This window comes from Varibaculum sp., from assembly GCF_008661855.1.
Taxonomy (GTDB): domain Bacteria; phylum Actinomycetota; class Actinomycetes; order Actinomycetales; family Actinomycetaceae; genus Varibaculum; species Varibaculum timonense_A.
Map to the genome: position 1 here is coordinate 46752 of NZ_RPZY01000055.1, position 17153 is coordinate 63904.

The 17153-nt window shown below is 48.8% G+C and carries 20 protein-coding genes; 4 read left to right on the plus strand and 16 right to left on the minus strand.

Annotated elements, in window-relative coordinates; translation table 11 throughout:
• Positions 1-389: 389 nt before the first annotated feature.
• Positions 390-1550 (minus strand): ROK family protein, encoded by a 1161-nt coding sequence (locus QZT94_RS06955; protein WP_270626592.1) that lies wholly within the window; start codon positions 1548-1550, stop codon positions 390-392.
• A 96-nt stretch (positions 1551-1646) separates the two neighbouring features.
• Here QZT94_RS06955 and QZT94_RS06960 point away from each other — a divergent pair, with 96 nt between their 5' ends.
• Genes QZT94_RS06960 through QZT94_RS06975 form a run of 4 tightly spaced genes read left to right on the plus strand, consistent with a single transcriptional unit; the run spans position 1647 to position 6562 of the window.
• On the plus strand, positions 1647-2621 hold the full coding sequence (locus QZT94_RS06960) for a sugar ABC transporter permease (protein ID WP_270626590.1): 975 nt from the start codon (positions 1647-1649) through the stop codon (positions 2619-2621).
• A 14-nt stretch (positions 2622-2635) separates the two neighbouring features.
• Positions 2636-3532 (plus strand): carbohydrate ABC transporter permease, encoded by an 897-nt coding sequence (locus tag QZT94_RS06965; RefSeq protein WP_270626588.1) that lies wholly within the window; start codon positions 2636-2638, stop codon positions 3530-3532.
• Between the two features lie 22 nt (positions 3533-3554).
• A complete protein-coding gene (locus QZT94_RS06970; protein WP_270626586.1) occupies positions 3555-4904 on the plus strand; it encodes a sugar ABC transporter substrate-binding protein in 1350 nt (449 codons plus the stop codon).
• Positions 4905-4936: 32 nt separating this feature from the next.
• Positions 4937-6562: a glycoside hydrolase family 36 protein gene (locus QZT94_RS06975; protein WP_296760836.1), complete on the plus strand. Its 1626-nt coding sequence runs from the start codon at positions 4937-4939 to the stop codon at positions 6560-6562.
• A gap of 13 nt (positions 6563-6575) precedes the next feature.
• Here the strand turns inward: QZT94_RS06975 and truA are convergent, their stop codons facing one another.
• The 15 genes from truA to rpsE form a co-directional block, all read right to left on the minus strand.
• On the minus strand, positions 6576-7472 hold the full coding sequence (gene truA, locus QZT94_RS06980; protein ID WP_296760838.1) for a tRNA pseudouridine(38-40) synthase TruA: 897 nt from the start codon (positions 7470-7472) through the stop codon (positions 6576-6578).
• Positions 7454-8212, minus strand: coding sequence for an ROK family protein (locus QZT94_RS06985; protein ID WP_296760839.1), 759 nt, complete (start codon positions 8210-8212; stop codon positions 7454-7456). Before QZT94_RS06985 ends, truA begins: the two co-directional genes overlap by 19 nt.
• 238 nt (positions 8213-8450) lie before the next feature.
• A complete protein-coding gene (gene rplQ / locus QZT94_RS06990) occupies positions 8451-9023 on the minus strand; it encodes a 50S ribosomal protein L17 (RefSeq protein ID WP_270626582.1) in 573 nt (190 codons plus the stop codon).
• Between the two features lie 57 nt (positions 9024-9080).
• Positions 9081-10082, minus strand: a complete 1002-nt coding sequence (locus QZT94_RS06995; protein WP_270626580.1) for a DNA-directed RNA polymerase subunit alpha — start codon at positions 10080-10082, stop codon at positions 9081-9083.
• A gap of 160 nt (positions 10083-10242) precedes the next feature.
• Positions 10243-10641: a 30S ribosomal protein S11 gene (gene rpsK / locus QZT94_RS07000; RefSeq protein WP_024059742.1), complete on the minus strand. Its 399-nt coding sequence runs from the start codon at positions 10639-10641 to the stop codon at positions 10243-10245.
• A gap of 47 nt (positions 10642-10688) precedes the next feature.
• Entirely contained in the window at positions 10689-11066 is a 378-nt protein-coding gene (gene rpsM / locus QZT94_RS07005) for a 30S ribosomal protein S13 (RefSeq protein ID WP_072510292.1), read from the minus strand.
• A gap of 119 nt (positions 11067-11185) precedes the next feature.
• Positions 11186-11299: a 50S ribosomal protein L36 gene (gene rpmJ / locus QZT94_RS07010; protein ID WP_072510293.1), complete on the minus strand. Its 114-nt coding sequence runs from the start codon at positions 11297-11299 to the stop codon at positions 11186-11188.
• Between the two features lie 43 nt (positions 11300-11342).
• On the minus strand, positions 11343-11564 hold the full coding sequence (gene infA, locus QZT94_RS07015) for a translation initiation factor IF-1 (RefSeq protein WP_072510294.1): 222 nt from the start codon (positions 11562-11564) through the stop codon (positions 11343-11345).
• A 188-nt stretch (positions 11565-11752) separates the two neighbouring features.
• Positions 11753-12646 carry a type I methionyl aminopeptidase gene (map, locus tag QZT94_RS07020; protein ID WP_296760843.1) on the minus strand — a complete coding sequence of 298 codons (894 nt, stop codon included), beginning with the start codon at positions 12644-12646 and terminating at the stop codon, positions 11753-11755.
• 29 nt (positions 12647-12675) lie between these two features.
• Positions 12676-13239 carry an adenylate kinase gene (locus QZT94_RS07025; RefSeq protein ID WP_270626632.1) on the minus strand — a complete coding sequence of 188 codons (564 nt, stop codon included), beginning with the start codon at positions 13237-13239 and terminating at the stop codon, positions 12676-12678.
• Positions 13239-14531, minus strand: coding sequence for a preprotein translocase subunit SecY (gene secY / locus QZT94_RS07030; RefSeq protein WP_072510297.1), 1293 nt, complete (start codon positions 14529-14531; stop codon positions 13239-13241). The genes QZT94_RS07025 and secY overlap by 1 nt, the downstream gene beginning before the upstream one ends.
• A gap of 233 nt (positions 14532-14764) precedes the next feature.
• Entirely contained in the window at positions 14765-15406 is a 642-nt protein-coding gene (locus QZT94_RS07035; RefSeq protein WP_296760845.1) for a hypothetical protein, read from the minus strand.
• Positions 15407-15771: 365 nt separating this feature from the next.
• A complete protein-coding gene (gene rplO / locus QZT94_RS07040; RefSeq protein ID WP_296760846.1) occupies positions 15772-16269 on the minus strand; it encodes a 50S ribosomal protein L15 in 498 nt (165 codons plus the stop codon).
• Positions 16269-16451 (minus strand): 50S ribosomal protein L30, encoded by a 183-nt coding sequence (gene rpmD, locus QZT94_RS07045; RefSeq protein WP_072510300.1) that lies wholly within the window; start codon positions 16449-16451, stop codon positions 16269-16271. Before rpmD ends, rplO begins: the two co-directional genes overlap by 1 nt.
• Entirely contained in the window at positions 16451-17140 is a 690-nt protein-coding gene (gene rpsE / locus QZT94_RS07050; protein WP_270626570.1) for a 30S ribosomal protein S5, read from the minus strand. Before rpsE ends, rpmD begins: the two co-directional genes overlap by 1 nt.
• Between the last annotated feature and the right edge of the window lie 13 nt (positions 17141-17153).

Here is a 17153-nt window from a genome sequence, read left to right on the forward strand (position 1 = left end):
GCTTAAGCCTTCGTTTCTTCTTTGGGGGTAGAAATCCTGCGGGCGCAGCAACAAAACGGCGTAAATACCAAGAGTGTTGCGGACGCTGCCGTAGTGTTTTCCACCCGACTGTTTACTGTCTTCCGTCTAGCGTCCCGTTTTTGCCAATGCTGCAGGTAGATAACCTGCGCCTGGATTGTTCCAGGACACACAACATTTAGTATTTTACGGAACCGTGTCTACCTGGTCAAAGTAATCTCCTGTTGAACTGCCCACATACGCTCGTGATGCCCCCGCAATGCACCATCGCATAATTTGTATTTTTTGGACAACGAGTTTGGAATTCTCTGATAAGCACGAAAGTAATCAATCATACATATTGCGCTCTTTCCCCTAAGGAAGCTGTCGATTTATTGCCAAAACCTATCGGAATCAGCAGCAGGGAAATAGTCAGAGTTCAGGGCATGTACCCTTATTTGATCCAAAACACCATCTAGGGCGTAACGAATTCCCCCAAGAGCTACAGCCCGCCTCCCTAAAGTGGATACCACAATTGAGGGAGGGAATGGACAAAGTTTTCTGATGGTCTGCTCCATTTTTGGCAAAAATAGATTCGCATAGTCACAAAATTGTCCCCCAAGTACCACACACTCAGGGTCAATAACCGCAATCATACTGGCAGTTCCCAGCCCCAATATCTCACCGAATCTCGCTGCGCCGGCAATCGCCAGTTTATTTCCTTCTCGCGCCTGCCTAAACATACTTTCTCGATTGGGGGGTTGGTTAGGACTATAGATACTTTTTGCGAAACTTTCCGCTTCTAACTCCCTCCATCTCAGTTGCGGAATTTCTCCAATTAGACCTGCGGCTCCCCGACTCCCCGCTCGCACCCTTCCGTCAAGAACACTGGCCGCACCAGTGCGAATTCCCGCTAAGATGAAGACAACGTCGTTATGTTTGGAGGCTGCACCAACCCAGGATTCCCCTCTAGCCCCCAGGGCGCAGTCTCCAACAGTAGTCACTTTAACCCCAAGCTCCTCAGAAACCACCTGATCAAGTTGCAGTCCCTGCCAGCCCGGCATACCTTTACCCCCAAAATATGCAACCTTTCCCTGATACTGAACCCCGGGGCTTCCGGTCACACAGACCCAGGTTTTGCCACAATTGGTCTCTTCCAAAGTTTTTTTACTAACAGTTAAGGCAGCTTCTATACGCATTTTTGTAGGTGTATTCTCAGCTAAATCGTCAGTATTTTCAGCGAGAATATTCCCGCTTAAATCTGCTGTGAGCGCACTGACGTGATGAGCTCCGATATCTAAGGAAAGGACATGCCCAGCCTGAGAAGAGAGTTTGTAGTAGGCAGCCGGTCTGCCCATTGCGATTACCCCTTCGGGGGTGGGCACATTCTCAACCCAGCCAAGTTTAACCAGGTCAGCCACAATTGATTCAGCCGCCGGGCGAGTTACCCCAATTTGTTTTGCAACATTGGCAACAGTATCCGAGCAGCCTGTCAGGTAACGTAATGCAGCTTCCATATTGGTGCGCCGCTGAATTCTTCGCTGAGCATTCACACTGGTAAACCCCCATTTACTGAAAACGCTTGACTTACTAAAGAAACTAACGTAATAATTGCTGTGACGCAAGTCTTACTAGCTGAGGAGTCGAAGATGACTGCTATCGGATTTATAAATAGTGAGGACGCTGCTGAGACCAGCACGTCTGAAACTAAAATGACTAATACTCTAGACTTTTCAGGTAGGAAGCCTAGCAAGTTAAAGCTAGCAGAGAAGCGAGCCGGATACCTTTTCATAGCCCCTGCCGTAATCGGATTCCTAGTATTTTATCTGGTTCCCATGATACGAGGTCTAGCTATAAGTTTTACAGATTGGGATTTAATTTCTCCTGCGAAGTTCGTAGGGTTTGCAAACTATCAAAAGCTACTGACCGACCATCATTTCGTTCATGCACTTTTAGTGACCGTCATCTACGTTCTCGTCAATATCACCACCCAAACCATAGCTGGTTTAGGAATAGCCGTGCTAATGCAACGTATCAGCAAATCCAGCTTAGTACGTTCGCTCTTACTTATTCCCTGGCTAGTACCAAACGTCACTATTGCGGTAATCACCTTATTTTTACTAGATCCTAATGTTGGTCTCGTGAACCATTTATTAACTATGATTCATAGCGAACCCATCGCTTTTTATGGCAATCCTGATATTGCTATCTTTACGGTTGCACTCGTGAACTCCTGGCGAAACATGGGGTACACAGCACTACTAATTTTCGCGGGAATGCAAATAGTTCCAAAAATGATTTACGACGCCGCGCAAATAGATGGAGCTAGCACCACTAGAAGCTTCTTCTCTATAACCTTGCCACTGATACGCCCCATCCTAGTGATGGTGATAGTGGTTTCTATGATTGGGTCCTTCCAGATTTTTGACACTGTAGCCGTAGCAACCAAAGGGGGACCGCTGGATTCCACTCGGGTTATTTACTTTTATATCTACGAAAAAGCTTTTCAACAAGGTCAAATGGGATATGCAGCCGCAATGGCTGTCATCTTACTAATCATCATTTTAGTTATGACTATCGTCCAACTGCGTTTAACGAAAGCTAGCGAATCGGACTTGGGATAACTTGAGGAATAACAATGAAAAATAGTAATTTTTTACGCAAGCTAAGCACGGAAAAAATACTCGGATGGACTACCTTAATACTTATTTTGATAGTCACCCTACTCCCCTTCGTATGGGCAATCCGCACAGCGCTAACCCCTAACTCGCAAATTTTTAACGGCGATTATTCTTTAATCCCGACTGATGCCAGCTGGATAAATTTCAAGCGGGTACTCGGATTTGCAACCACCGAAGAAGACTTAGCGGCAGGAGGATCAGGGGCAAAGATTTATTTCTGGCTCTACCTGCGTAACTCTCTAATATTCACTTCGATATTGGTACTTGGACAAGTTGTAACTTCCACGATGTCCGCATACGCTTTCGCCCGTTTACATTTCCCCGGACGAGATAAAATTTTCGCAATCCTCCTCACAGGAATGATGATTCCCCCAATTTTCATCGTGCTACCGAACTTTGTATTAATAAAAAATCTGGGACTTCTAAACACTTTCACCGGCCTCTTAGCACCCTATGTTCTAGTTTCACCTTTCGCCATTTTCTTTTTGCGACAGTTCTTTCTATCGATTCCTCGAGAGGTAGAAGAAGCTGCTCTTTTGGATGGGGCGAACCGATGGACGATATTTAGCAAGGTAATTGTCCCTATCTGCAAATCACCCATCACTACAATTGCAATTATTCAGGCCGTTTTTGCATGGAACGAATACTTATGGCCACAACTGGTCGGTAAAGAACACGCCGTTCGACTACTAAATGTCGCTCTGGCTACCTTTCAACAAGCTTCCCCCTCTACTAAACCAGACTGGGCAGGTCTCATGGCAGCTGCAACCTTGCAGACAATCCCTATGTTGATCTTACTTTTAGTAGTTGGGAAGAAACTAGTTAATTCAATCGGTCTTACTTCGGCGAAGTAGAACCGTCCCTAAGGAGAATGAAATGAAAAAGACAATCGCATTGACCTGCGGTGTGGCTATATTTGCCACAGCCGGTCTAGCGGGGTGTGCCCCACAGGAAACAAAAGGAAGCGACACAGATAATAACAAGGTTACCTACAGTTTATGGGATCCTAATCAGAAACCAGCTTATGAGGCGTGTGCTGCCGAATTTAAAAAGAAAAGTGGGATTAGCGTAGATATTCAACAAACCGGGTGGGACGATTACTGGAAGAATTTGACAGTCCAATTGTCTTCAGACGAGGCTCCGGACGTCATTACCAATCACGTAGCTCAATACCCTGAACTAGCCGCTAAAGGGGTTTTGACCGACCTTAAACCATATATCCAAAAAGATAAGATTGACATGAGTCAATACACTGGCGATTTGGCGTCCCTATGGAATTACGAAGATAAAACTTTTGGGATTCCGCAAGACTGGGACACTATAGCTCTCGTCTATAACGTAAAGGACGTTAAAGACGCCGGAATTGATGAAGCTAGTTTACAGAAATTAGATTGGAATCCCCAAGATGGCGGTAGTTTTGGTAAAGCCATAGCGCACTTGACTATAGATAAGAACGGAAAACGCGGGGACGAGGTCGGGTTCGACAAGAACAATGTTGAGACTTACGGCTGGGGACTGGAAACTAATTCTGGAGTAGTAGGTCAAGGTCCGTGGTCGTGGTTCGCCCTTTCTAATGGTTTCAACTACTTGGATAAAAATCCGTTTGGTCGCCATTACAACTTAGATTCTCCCAAACTGATTGAAGCCATGAAATGGTGGCAGCGACAGATTCAGGCCGGATATGTTACCCCAGTTGAAAAGGCAGGCGACCTTGGTCTAGAACCTATGATGGAACAAAATAAAGCAGCTATAGTACCTGACGGCTCCTGGAGAATTAATACTTGGTCTCAATCAAAGACTCAAAAGTTCAAGTTCGCTCCTCTTCCCAAAGGACCTATGGGACAAAAGACCATAATCAATGGTCTCGCGCCCTCTATAACCAAGAATGCCAAAGATAAAGACAAAGCGTGGCAGTGGGTCAAATTCCTAACATCTACGGAGTGTCAGAGCATCGTTGCGAAGAAAGCAATAGTGTTCCCCTCAATAACCAGTCAATCAGAGGCAGCAGCTAAAGCTCATGAAGCCAACGGAGTCGATGTCAGCGCTTTCTTGAATATCACCAAAGACCCCAAGAATCTGGTCTACTATCCGATCACTTTTAAAGCCGAAGAAATTAACTCTGAAGCTAACAAAGTTTTTGAAGGAATTGAACGCGGAAGCGAAGACCCCGCTAAAGCGCTTCCAGAGTTAAACAAGAAAATAAACGAGCTCCTGGCAGAAAAGTAATACACAACGCCCCCACCACGAGGAACGGGATCATGAAGATAAAATACCAGCACGGAAAGTTTATTTTTCCGGAACAGATTTCTAAATTAGCTGTAAATATCTCTTGCAGACAAGTTGATGATGAGAGTAATCAACAGCCTCCTACCGGCAGAGGTGCCTCAGTAACCTGCTCGGAAATTCAGGTATCCTATCCTGACCTTAAAAATGGTGAATTTTATCGACATGGCTGGAATTCTTGGTCCCCGACCTCGTGGTGGTCGGTTGATAAACCTCCTTACCGGGTTTGGAATAATCCCCCGCGTTCTCTAACAGCCGAGGATGCGTATTCTGATGACCCCGAAGTCCATCAGTCTTATCTATTAACTGCAATCAAGTTAGATTCGGGAAAAGATTTCATCATGCTTATCGGAGCCTTAGGAGGAGAATCTGGATATTTTGAAATTGGAGAACATCTATTAACCGCAAGAAAGTTACCAGATAAAACCGGTTATTCTGCGCATAATGCCCCAGCAAACTGCAATAAAGACAGTGACGTCTCCTGGTGGATTGGGATTGGTAAAGAACTGAGTGTTTTCAGCGCTTATGCCACTGCCCTTAGAAAATCTATAGATAGCAAGGCTAAACGAGCAAACCGTTATCCAGGAGGTATTTGGTCATCATGGTATTCCTGGTTTGAAGAAATCAGCGAAGAAACTATTGAAACCGAAATTATTCCTGCCACACGCAGCGGATATCAGGTACTTGAAATAGATGATGGTTGGGAAAAAGGAATAGGAGATTGGCAACCGAACGCAAAATTTCCCTCCGGCTTAGAAACCTTGGCTAATAAGATAAGAAGTCACGACCTTACACCCGGAATCTGGGTTTCACCTTTTATTGCCTCAGGTAACAGTGCAATTGTCCACGAGCACCCCGAGTATTTCATTCATGATTTTTCCGGAAATTTGGAACCTGCTGGCTATAACTGGGGAGATTTCTATTATGGATTAGACTGCACCCACCCGGGAGCAAAATCTTGGCTCAAAGAAATCCTTACAACTATTTACGGGTGGGGATTCAGGTATTTCAAACTGGATTTTCTCAACGCCGCCGCAATAGTTGGCCGGCGTTATCAAACAGTTTCACGGGAATGCGCCTATCAAGAAGGACTGAAAACAATACGTGAAACACTTCCCAATGCGTATCTAATGGCCTCGGGAGCACTGATTGGGCCGTCTTTAGGTCTAGTCGATGGAATGAGGGTTGGACCTGATACCGCTCCTTATTGGGATAACACTGAACGTAAACGAGACCCCTCCGGTCCTGCTGTCCGCAATGCGGCTTTAAACTCGCTGTCTCGCTATTGGTTAAAGCCCCTTGTAGCGTTAGATCCGGATGTAGCTTTTACTCGCTCACGGGGTTCTCTACTAAGCCCAGAAGCGAATGAGCTTACACAGAATCTAGCGAGAGTATGCGGTATTTTTAGCTGTTCCGATCCGTACACTTGGCTAATTGATTCCGAAAAGCACCAGGTAAAAGAGCTTTGTACGGAATTTAAGATTCCGCCCTCAGTTAATCAGATTTCCCGATTCAGCTTTCGTAGTGGAACTAAAGAGGTTGATTTTACCCCGTGGCTATACCCGACTGGACGAGTATCAGATCGTATTTTAGCAAAGTAAATACGTCTAGCCTCTAGCTGGAATCTTCAGGGTAGTTCGTCAAGGTGCGCACTACTTTTGCTTTTGCGGCTTGGGAGGCGTATTCGTCCTCCGGAGGGTAGGTAACCTCCCAAAGGGTTAATCCCCGCCCAGCGGCAAGCGGAACCCGCTGGTCACGCACACCGGCAGCCAGCAGCTCCCCTATCCAGTCAGGGGAATATTTCCCTCGCCCTATCTCCATTAGCGCCCCCATCATGAAACGAACTTGCGAATGACAAAACGCATCCGCACAAATCATGGCCTGCACGATTCCCGGTTGGGGTCGGGAAACAGTAAACGAATGGAGGGTACGTATGGTAGTCGCGCCCTCCCGCGGCTTCGCGAAAGGCAGAAAATCATGCTCGCCACATAACGCCTGTGCTGCCACCTGCATTTTTTCGGCATTTAACGGAGAGGAGGTGCGGGTAGTATCTAAGCGGCAAGGATTTACCGCGCGGGCATCATCACAAATCAGATAGCGATAGGTGCGAGAAAGAGCCGAAAAACGGGCATCAAAATCCGCCGCTACTACGGTTATCTGTTTGAGCGCCAAAGCTCCGTTCAAACCGCGTCCCGCTAATCCTTCTAGACGAGCCCTCAATCGTTCCCCTCGCGTCTGGTCGCTTTCCTCGCGTCCTCTGGATAGGGAAAGCCAAAACTCTTTCGGCACATCGAGGTGGGCTACCTGTCCGCGGGCGTGCACCCCCGCATCGGTACGTCCCGCCACCGTCAGCTGCGCCACCTGGCGAGTAATTAAAGTCAAGGCTTCCTCAAGGCAGCCCTGCACCGTCAGCAAACCCGGCTGACGCGCCCACCCGTGGAAAGGTGCGCCCCGATAGGCCAGGTCAATACGTAAACGAACCATTTGAGACATTAAGTCATTAATTCCCATGCGCGAACCCCGCCGCGAACCCCGGCATCATTAGGCACTATCACCACTTCATCACCCAAAGTTTTCCTGACCGATTCGGTGATGTGCGCAGAGTTACCTCCCCCCAAATAGAGACGATCCCACATGATGGCTTCGCGCAGTACCCCTACCACGCGGCGAACTCGCCGCGACCAGTGCGCATCTCCCATACGAATCCGTTCCGGCTCACCCACATAGTCATCAAATAGCAACCCCCAACGAGCAACCATATGAGAAAGCTCCATATGTGGAGCCAGGCGACCACCGTCCCAAATCGAGTTACCTAGACCAGTGCCTAAAGTAATTATCATTTCCATACAACTACCAGAAATAACGCCAGCACCAGCAACTTCGGCATCATTTAACACTAAAGACGGCAGAGCTATTTGGTCTTCTAAAGCTGAAGCTAAATCAAAGTTTTGCCAGGCTGTAACCATTTGCGGAAGGACCCGGGTGCGCGGCCCGGAGCGGCAAACATAGTGAGGAGTAGAAATCACCACTCCATGCCGAATCATACCGGGCATTCCCACAGTCACGCGGTCCGGAGCAGCCTTTAGGTCGGTCTGAAACTTTTGGATAATCTCAATCAAAAGCTCTGGCGGGAGCGGATAAGGGGTTGGAACCCGCAAAGAGGGAGCGACCATTGTACCTCGATAGTCAAGGACTGAGGCTTTGATGCCTCCACCCCCGCAATCAACCGACAAGGTGAAGGGTCTTCTCATCTGTATTCCCATAATCAAAGCTTATCGGTAGTTTTGGGTATTATCCCTAATTTTCCGGCCAGCCATAACCCAAAATCCGTATCCTTATCGTTCCGGACCCATTGCGCTTTGTAAATCCAGAACCCATATAAAACGAGTCGATATAAATAAGCGGGCAGTTAGCGGTTTTATTCCCGCTAACTGCCCGCAACAAGTCCCTATCACCTAGCAGACAATTCTGCCTGTTCTGTGGTGTGCACTATTTATCTTCAGACTCTTCAGTTTCCTCAGAGCTATCGCCCTTATCGGCTTCATTAGCTTCTGCAGATTCTTCAGCTGAAGTAGCTTCGGCAGCAGACTCAACCTCTGCTTCCTCAACTTTTTCTTCGTCCTTATTCACTTTGTCGGCATCTTCTTTAACCGACTGAACTTTCGCTTTGGCTTCTACCTTTTCAGTTACCAAGGAAATCTCTGCCATAGGAGCGTTATCTCCCCGGCGAGCAGGTAGCTTCACAATCCGGGTGTATCCACCCTGACGGTTGGGATCCAAATCGGGAACTACCTCATCAAATAGGGTGTAAACTGCGTCAAAACCCCGGGTATATTTATCCACCTGAGTACCCAGTTTACGAGCAACCATGCGGCGATTGTGAATATCGCCCTTCTTTGCCTTGGTAATCAGTTTCTCAATATAGGGTTGCAGGCGGCGGGCTTTAGCCTGGGTGGTGCGAATCGAACGGTGCTCAATCAGAGATTTAGCCAGATTCGCCAGAATTTTACGCTCATGCGCAGGACCGGCTCCTAAACGCGGACCTTTAGATGGCTTAGGCATTTTTATTCCTTTACTTTCCTAAAAAACTTTATTGTTTCAGCGCCGAGAAAACCCGACTTAGTCATCAGAGAACTGCAGAGAACTGGGGGTGGCAAGGTCATCAAGACTAACCGAAGTTGGTAGCGGAGAGTCTTTAAGAGCCATACCCATTTCGGCAAGTTTCTCTTTGATTTCCTCAATTGACTTCGCACCGAAGTTGCGGATATCCAAAAGATCAGCTTCTGAACGGGCGACAAGTTCGCCAACAGTGTTGATTCCTTCCCGCGTCAAAGCGTTATAGGAACGAGACTGTAAGCCCAGGTCATCAATAGACAGCGCTAAATCTTGAGCCAGAACCTGATCAGTTTGCGGAGCGCCAAGTTCAATACCTTCAGCTTCGATATTCAGTTCCTGACACAAACCGAACAGTTCTACCAGGGTCTTACCCGCCGAAGCCAAAGCATCACGCGGAGCAAGCCCCGGTTTAGTTTCCACATCAACAATCAAGCGATCAAAGTCGGTGCGCTGCTCTACACGAGTAGCCTCTACCTTGTAGCGAACTTTAACCACCGGGGAGTAGATGGAATCAATCGGAATCCGAGAAATCTCGTGCCCCTCAGACTTGTTCTGATCAGCAGAAACATAGCCGCGACCGCGTTCAACTGTCAGCTCAATTTCTAACTTTCCGGACTCGTTCAAAGTCGCCAAATACAAATCCGGGTTGTGAATCTCCACTCCGGCCGGAGGGGTGATATCGCCAGCGGTAACCTTTCCGGCACCAGCCTTACGTAGATACATCACCACCGGTTCGTCATTTTCTGAAGAAAGCACAATCTGCTTGATGTTCAGAATAATCTCGGAAACGTCCTCCATTACTCCCGGGATGGTGCGGAACTCATGCGGCACCCCCTCAATACGAATAGAGGTGACCGCAGCTCCCGGAATAGAGGAAAGCAGGGTACGCCGCAAACTGTTTCCCAGAGTATGCCCGAAACCGGGCTCTAGGGGTTCAAGGGTGAAGCGGGAGCGCTGATCGCTTACAACTTCTTCCGATAGCACGGGTCGCTGTGAAATAAGCAACGTGTTGTCCTTTCTCTCGCCCAGCCCGCCATATGACTGGAACGAACGTTCTGACCTAAAGTCAGCCTTTTAGACAAAACTGCGAAATCTCCCAAATGACGGCTTGGAGACCCACAGAAGTGTTTTACTATCTTCTATTTTCTATTTCAGTTAGGGCGCGTTATACGCGGCGACGCTTCGGAGGACGGCAGCCATTGTGAGCGTGCGGAGTAACGTCCTGAATAGACCCAACCTCAAGCCCGGTAGCCTGCAAAGACCGAATCGCGGTTTCGCGACCAGATCCCGGTCCTTTAACGAATACGTCAACTTTCTTCATGCCATGCTCTTGTGCCCGCCGAGCAGCCGCCTCAGCAGCCATCTGTGCTGCAAAGGGCGTAGACTTGCGGGAACCTTTAAAGCCCATCTGTCCAGCAGATGACCAAGAAATAACTGCTCCCGAAGGATCAGTAATCGAAACGATAGTGTTATTGAATGTAGACTTAATGAACGCTTTTCCCTGAACAACGTTCTTACGCGCAGCCCGACGCGGCTTACGGCTCTTTATAGAACTAGCAGCCATATCTTCCTTCTTTTCCTCAGATCCAGCAGGTGATACCTGCGCTTACCTTATGCAGCCTTCTTCTTGCCAGCAACAGTGCGTTTGGGTCCTTTGCGGGTACGCGCATTGGTTTTGGTTCGCTGACCACGCACCGGCAAATGGAAGCGGTGACGCAATCCCTGATAGGAACCAATCTCAATTTTGCGGCGAATATCGGCCTGGACCTCACGACGAAGGTCGCCTTCAACCTTGTAATTCGATTCTATGAAGTCGCGTACTTTAATCAAATCTTCTTCAGAAATGTCTTTTACGCGCACATCCGGGCTAACCCCGGTCTCTTCCAGCGTTTTTTGAGCGCGAGTACGCCCAACGCCGTAAATATAAGTTAGTGCTACTTCCAAACGCTTCTCGCGGGGAAGATCAACACCGGCAATACGTGCTGCCATTACTTTTCTCTCCACATTGTTCCCGGAGGCCGTCGCGCTACCTTCCGTTCCCGGCCCAGGCCTCCGGACCTGGGGTCACCATCTATTTCAGAGGTGCCGGTAGCGCGCTGTCATCTCAGCTAGCCTTGACGCTGCTTATGCCGAGGGTTCTCACAAATCACCATGACAACGCCGTGGCGACGAATCACCTTGCATTTCTCACAGATCTTCTTAACGCTAGGTTTAACCTTCATAATTTTCCTCTACGCAGTGGGAATATCCACCGCCAATACTGTTTTACTTGTATCGGTAGACGATTCGACCGCGCGACAAATCGTAGGGACTAAGCTCTACTACCACGCGATCTTCCGGTAAGATTCGGATATAATGCTGACGCATTTTGCCCGAAATGTGCGCAAGCACTTTGTGACCATTCTCGAGCTCTACCCGAAAATAAGCATTCGGAAGTGCCTCTACAACGGTGCCTTCGACCTCTACAACGCCTTCTTTTTTAGCCATTTATCCTTCACTAACCTTGTCCACACAGGATGACCAGCGGGTATAATATACCCTTTAGCCACAAACCCAATAAACAACTTTACGTTAGTAACAGGACAAAGCTAAAGCTGACAGAGGGTTAAATCCGTCACGCAAAGGGCGCTTAGCGCCTGTCTATTTGCAATGTTCACAAAAAGACAACCCTTACCCTAAATCCGTACAGGTTTAACCCCAAAAGGCGCCAATGCGTCCTCGCCACAATCCGGTTGGTTAAGGACACAGATTCCCTCCTCAAGTACCGCAACCTGCGCCTCCCAGTGGCACGCCAATGAGTGATCAATTGTTTTAACCGTCCAACCATCGGCAAGAGTAGTGACCTGATTAGAACCACAAGTCAAAATCGGCTCCACACACAACACCATTCCGGGTTTTATGGCCGCTGAACGTCCCGCAGCCCGAAAGTTAAACACATCGGGCGGCTGATGCATGGCAGTACCGATTCCATGCCCAGTGAACTCTTCAACTATTCCCGCAGTCCAGCCGGAAGTTTCCGCAAAGGCATCAACCTCGTCCTCTATCGCTGCCCCAATATCATTCACCCGGGCACGAGGACGAGCCATAGCTGCTACCCCTGCCCAGGTACTCCTCCGGGTGATTTCCAATAGCTGCTCTTTTTTAGAGGACGTGGGGTAGCTGTGTGCCGAGATTGAGGGTGCTGGCTTCGGGGCTGGTTCTTCCCCGATAATCACCGAAAAGGCAGAATCCCCGTGCCACTGCTTACCATCTTTTTCCAGGTAGCATCCGCAATCAAAACTGACCAAATCGCCAACTTCAAAGGGAATGCTATCCGGAATACCATGCACTACCGTGTCATTTACCGAGATACAGATAGTTGCGGGGTAATCGTAGTAGCCAAGAAAATTGGATTTGGCATTATTATCTGCGATTATCTGCGCGGAAATCTCGTCTATTTCACGGGGAGTAACTCCGGCTTTTGCTGTCTGCCACACGGCCTCATGAATCTGATTAACAACCAACGCTGCCTGGCGCATATACCCCAGCTGGGTGCGATTTTTTATCTCAATCCCCCGCCGAAAAAGCATAGGTGCTTCTTTCTGTCCTTAACGCATCTCTAGCTAAGCTTGGATTTGATGCAATCCCAAACCTGGTCGATAGAGCCGTTTCCGTCAATATTTATCAGCAACTTTGCCTCGCGGTAGTAACGCACTAGCGGCTCGGTTTGTTCATGATAAACCTGCAGGCGGCGGCGAATCACCGGTTCGGTATCGTCAGAGCGGTGTTCAATCTCGGCGCGCTTGAGTAACCTGCCGACAACGTCCTCTAAATCTACATCCAGGTTGATAACCGCATCTAGCTGCGTATCTAAATCCTTAAGAACGCTGTCCATAAAATGAGCCTGTTCCAGATTTCGCGGATACCCATCAGCTAGGAAGCCTCGGCTAAAACGCTCCGATTTCAGCTCAGATTCCACCAGAGAGCTGATTATTGAATCCGGGACTAGCTCCCCCCGGTTGATTAGCTCTTTTGCTTTAATACCTAGCTCTGTACCTTCCTGCATCTGGGCACGCAGCATCGCCCCCGTGGAGAAAGTGGGAATATCTAGCAGTTCGCAAATCCTACGCGCTTGAGTACCTTTACCAGCACCCGGAGCACCCAGAATAACTAGACGCTTAATCATTTGAGGAATCCTTCATAGTGATGCTGCTGCAACTGAGCATCAATCTGCTGTACCGTCTGTAGACCTACGCCCACCATAATCAACAGCGTGGTTCCCCCGAAAGGCAACTGGGTGACTTTAAGCGGAATCAACGCCACAATCGGAACCATAGCGACTATCACCAGGTAAAGAGCACCGGCACTGGTAATCCGACTAATCACGTAGTGCAAATAGTCGGCAGTGGGAGCCCCAGCCCGAATACCGGGGATAAAGCCACCGTACTTCTTCATATTGTCGGCGATTTCCTCGGGGTTGAAGGTGATTTGAGTGTAGAAAAATGCGAATCCCAATACCAACAGCGCGTAGCAAATCAGATACAGCAGGGAGTCGTGCTGGAAATTGTCGTTTATCCATCTAACCCAACCGGCATCGGGTTTACCGAAGCGGGAAATCATTTGCGGCATAGCGAGCAGCGAAGCAGCGAAAATTACCGGGATAACCCCCGACATATTGATTTTCATGGGGATATAGGTGGTAGAACCGCCGACCATCCGCCGACCCACCATTCGTTTAGCGTACTGCACGGGGATGCGGCGTTGAGCCTGTTCCACGAACACGATTGCCAGGGTAATCAGGGCAACCAGGGCAAGAATAACTAGGACTTTCCAAACTCCGCCGGAAGCCCCAATGGATTGCAGGTGGGCGGGCATATTTGCCACAATGCCGGTGAAAATCAGCAAGGACATACCGTTACCGATACCATTTTCAGTGATTAGCTCTGCCAGCCACATGATCAGACCGGTACCAGCAGTCATGGTTACCATCATTATCAGATAGTTAATCGCTGATTCGTCAGGAATGATGGGTTTAGAGGGAGAGCATCCCTGTAGCAACTGCCCGGAACGAGCCATGTAGATGATGGTTACCGATTGCAGCACCCCCAATCCGATGGTCAGGTAGCGGGTGTACTGGGTCATTTTAGCTTTTCCGGCTTGACCCTCGCGGTGAAGATCCTCGAAGCGGGGAATAACCACTCGCATCAGCTGGATAATAATTGAGGCCGTAATATAGGGCATAATCCCCATGGCGAATACGGACAGAGACAGTAGCGCTCCCCCAGAGAACAGGTTCACCAAGTCGAGTAGACCATTCTGTTCATTATTTTTCAGGCAGGCCTGTAGGTTCGGATAGTTCACTCCCGGTGAGGGAATATGGGAACCAACCCGATACAGCGCCATAATCGCCAAGGTGAACAGGAGCTTTTTCCTAAGATCGGGCGTTTTGAACGCCTGTACGAATACGCTAAGCAAACTGCCTCCAGCACTATGTCTTTTAAGGGCATATAAAAGAAGATTCTTTAACCCTTAGTAGCCTACACAATTTTGCCCTCTAATAGCACATGCAAAGCTTAATGCCTGGAATAAGATTCGAGGGTCGTAAGTTTTTGAGGGAATACTGTCTTAGATTTTTAAGGGCAGGTGCAAGGTTAAGTACCAGCGTAGGTGATTGGTATAAAAACTGACGCTAGAGCCTAAAACCCAAGCTAGAGACAACGACCAGAGCCAGCGTTGAAGCTAATATGTACGTGATCAAAGTGATTAGCAGTGACAGAGCCCCGGTTTTCCATCCCCTGCCAGCTGCGTCCAGGCATCCAGATTTTTTGCTTCCAGATTACATATTTCACATTCAAATCTTGGCTGTTACTAATTGCCCAGTTGGCAATGGTGTCTCCCAAAGCGCTTGAAACGGGAACCATCACGTCAAGAGCGAGACCTTTACCGTGATCGCGAGAATCTCCGGGGCGAAAACCACCGATATTGGTAACCCCAAAACGCTGGGAAATCATAGTGCGTACTTGGCGCGGCCAGGCCTGTACCCGGGGATCACCGCTAGGGGGAACACAGTTGGGGGTCTGAGCTTGGGGCAAGGCAGTATCCGAACTGTCGCTAAGAAGGGTGCTGGAAGCTCGCGCGGAACTAGCGTTTACCTTACTGGAAGGGAGCTTAACATCTTCATCAACAGAAACAGCCTGGTTGTAGAGATTTTCCTGCAACATATTGCTGGCTAGTTGAGAAACATTCACACTGGTACGGTTAGCGCCAGCCGAAGGATGAACAGAATCGGCAGCTACTAATCCCAAAGCTGCCATAACCACGATTGGTGCCATCAACCAGGTTTTACGCACTATATCTCCTGAGGGTCATGTCGCCGTTTGTTAGCGCCAACGACATATAACGATTTAGTAACAAATATGTTTCGAGTATAAACGCCGACAGCTACCAGGTGTCAATCCTTGATAAAAGCGAGTCATAAATCACTGCAATATCCCCTATGCCGGGCACTTGCTGGTCGAAAGATAAATTAAATGCTCACAAAATAGGCAAAGCAGAAAGAAAAGTAAGAAATGGGTTTACAACTCCAAATTGAGCATCACCCCAGAAAAATAGTTTCGGGCGGGGAGATTTCCTCCCCGCCCGAAACTATTAATCTAAACAGATTTAGCTTAAGCTAAACTCTTAAAGCTACAGCTCAAAGAGCAGATTAGAACAATTAGTCTTGCTCGCGCTTGCTCAGCGAACCGCCGGCAGCTTCAATCTTTTCTTTAGCGGAAGCAGACCAAGCGTCTACAATCAGTTCCAGTTTCACCGAGATTTCCCCAGTACCTAGAACCTTTACCAAAGAGTTCTTGCGAACCGCTCCTTTGGAAACCAAATCATCAACCGTGACTGTTCCCCCTTCAGGGAAGATATCTTGTAGACGATCCAGGTTCACTACCTGATAGACAGTAGCGAAGGGGTTCTTGAATCCACGGAGCTTCGGTAGGCGCATATGCAAAGGCATCTGCCCGCCCTCGAAGCGAGGATGCACATTCTTGCGAGCGCCTGTACCTTTAGTACCGCGCCCCGCAGTCTTACCCTGCGAACCTTCACCGCGACCCACGCGCTTACGACGCTTATTAGCCCCGGGAGCTGGACGCAAATCGTGAAGCCGAATCACGCCCTCTTTAGTGGTTTCCTCTGCCTCGGTTACCTTAGTATCTTCAGCCATTAACCAATCTCCTCTACCTGCACCAAGTGGGCAACTTTGCGAATCTGACCACGAATAGCCGGATTATCCTGATGTTCCACACTGTGACGAATCTTGCGCAGACCCAGCGATTGCATAACGCGACGCTGATTCTGGTTGGTATTCACCAAACCTTTAACCTGGGTGATTTTCAGCTTACTCATCAGGCATTCACCTCTTCAGCTACCCCGTCAGCGGCTTTCTCCGCCTCGTCCTTTTTAGCCTTTTCAGCTTTCTCGGCGCGAGCCTCAGCTTGGGCACGGAGCATTGCCTCGGGAACAACCCGTTCAACCGGAAGTCCACGGCGAGCCGCAACCTCTTCCGGACGCTGCAACATCTTCAGCGCTGCGACCGTAGCCTGCACGATGTTCAAAGCGTTAGCGCTACCCAAAGACTTGGTTAGCACATCATGAACGCCCGCGCATTCCATGATTGCACGTACCGGACCACCGGCGATTACCCCGGTACCGGGAGAAGCAGGACGAAGCAAAACCACGCCAGCAGCTTTCTCACCCTGTACCACGTGGGTAATAGTGCGCCCAATCATCGGTACCTGGAAGAAGTTCTTCTTCGCGTCCTCCACGCCCTTAGAAATAGCCTGGGGAACCTCTTTAGCCTTGCCGTATCCGACACCGACCATACCTTCACCGTCACCGACTACTACCAGAGCGGTGAAAGCGAAACGACGTCCGCCCTTAACTACTTTAGAAACACGGTTAATGGTAACTACGCGCTCTAAATACTGATTCTTTTCCTGCTCACGACGATTGTCGCGGCGGCCCTTACGCCCCCGGTCTTCGCGGCCTTTGCCACGGGATTCCCGGGAATCGGCGTTTTTATTTTCTTCAGCCATTATTTTCCCTCTC

Excerpts from the sequence above, each read along its gene's own strand:
- QZT94_RS06960 (WP_270626590.1), top strand. The coding sequence starts at position 1,647 with ATGACTGCTATCGGATTTATAAATAGTGAGGACGCTGCTGAGACCAGC.
- QZT94_RS06965 (WP_270626588.1), top strand. The coding sequence starts at position 2,636 with ATGAAAAATAGTAATTTTTTACGCAAGCTAAGCACGGAAAAAATACTC.
- QZT94_RS06970 (WP_270626586.1), top strand. The coding sequence starts at position 3,555 with ATGAAAAAGACAATCGCATTGACCTGCGGTGTGGCTATATTTGCCACA.
- QZT94_RS06975 (WP_296760836.1), top strand. The coding sequence starts at position 4,937 with ATGAAGATAAAATACCAGCACGGAAAGTTTATTTTTCCGGAACAGATT.
- truA (WP_296760838.1), bottom strand. The coding sequence starts at position 7,472 with ATGGGAATTAATGACTTAATGTCTCAAATGGTTCGTTTACGTATTGAC.
- QZT94_RS06985 (WP_296760839.1), bottom strand. The coding sequence starts at position 8,212 with ATGAGAAGACCCTTCACCTTGTCGGTTGATTGCGGGGGTGGAGGCATC.
- rplQ (WP_270626582.1), bottom strand. The coding sequence starts at position 9,023 with ATGCCTAAGCCATCTAAAGGTCCGCGTTTAGGAGCCGGTCCTGCGCAT.
- rpsK (WP_024059742.1), bottom strand. The coding sequence starts at position 10,641 with ATGGCTGCTAGTTCTATAAAGAGCCGTAAGCCGCGTCGGGCTGCGCGT.
- rpsM (WP_072510292.1), bottom strand. The coding sequence starts at position 11,066 with ATGGCAGCACGTATTGCCGGTGTTGATCTTCCCCGCGAGAAGCGTTTG.
- rpmJ (WP_072510293.1), bottom strand. The coding sequence starts at position 11,299 with ATGAAGGTTAAACCTAGCGTTAAGAAGATCTGTGAGAAATGCAAGGTG.
- infA (WP_072510294.1), bottom strand. The coding sequence starts at position 11,564 with ATGGCTAAAAAAGAAGGCGTTGTAGAGGTCGAAGGCACCGTTGTAGAG.
- map (WP_296760843.1), bottom strand. The coding sequence starts at position 12,646 with ATGCTTTTTCGGCGGGGGATTGAGATAAAAAATCGCACCCAGCTGGGG.
- rplO (WP_296760846.1), bottom strand. The coding sequence starts at position 16,269 with ATGGCTGAAGATACTAAGGTAACCGAGGCAGAGGAAACCACTAAAGAG.
- rpmD (WP_072510300.1), bottom strand. The coding sequence starts at position 16,451 with ATGAGTAAGCTGAAAATCACCCAGGTTAAAGGTTTGGTGAATACCAAC.
- rpsE (WP_270626570.1), bottom strand. The coding sequence starts at position 17,140 with ATGGCTGAAGAAAATAAAAACGCCGATTCCCGGGAATCCCGTGGCAAA.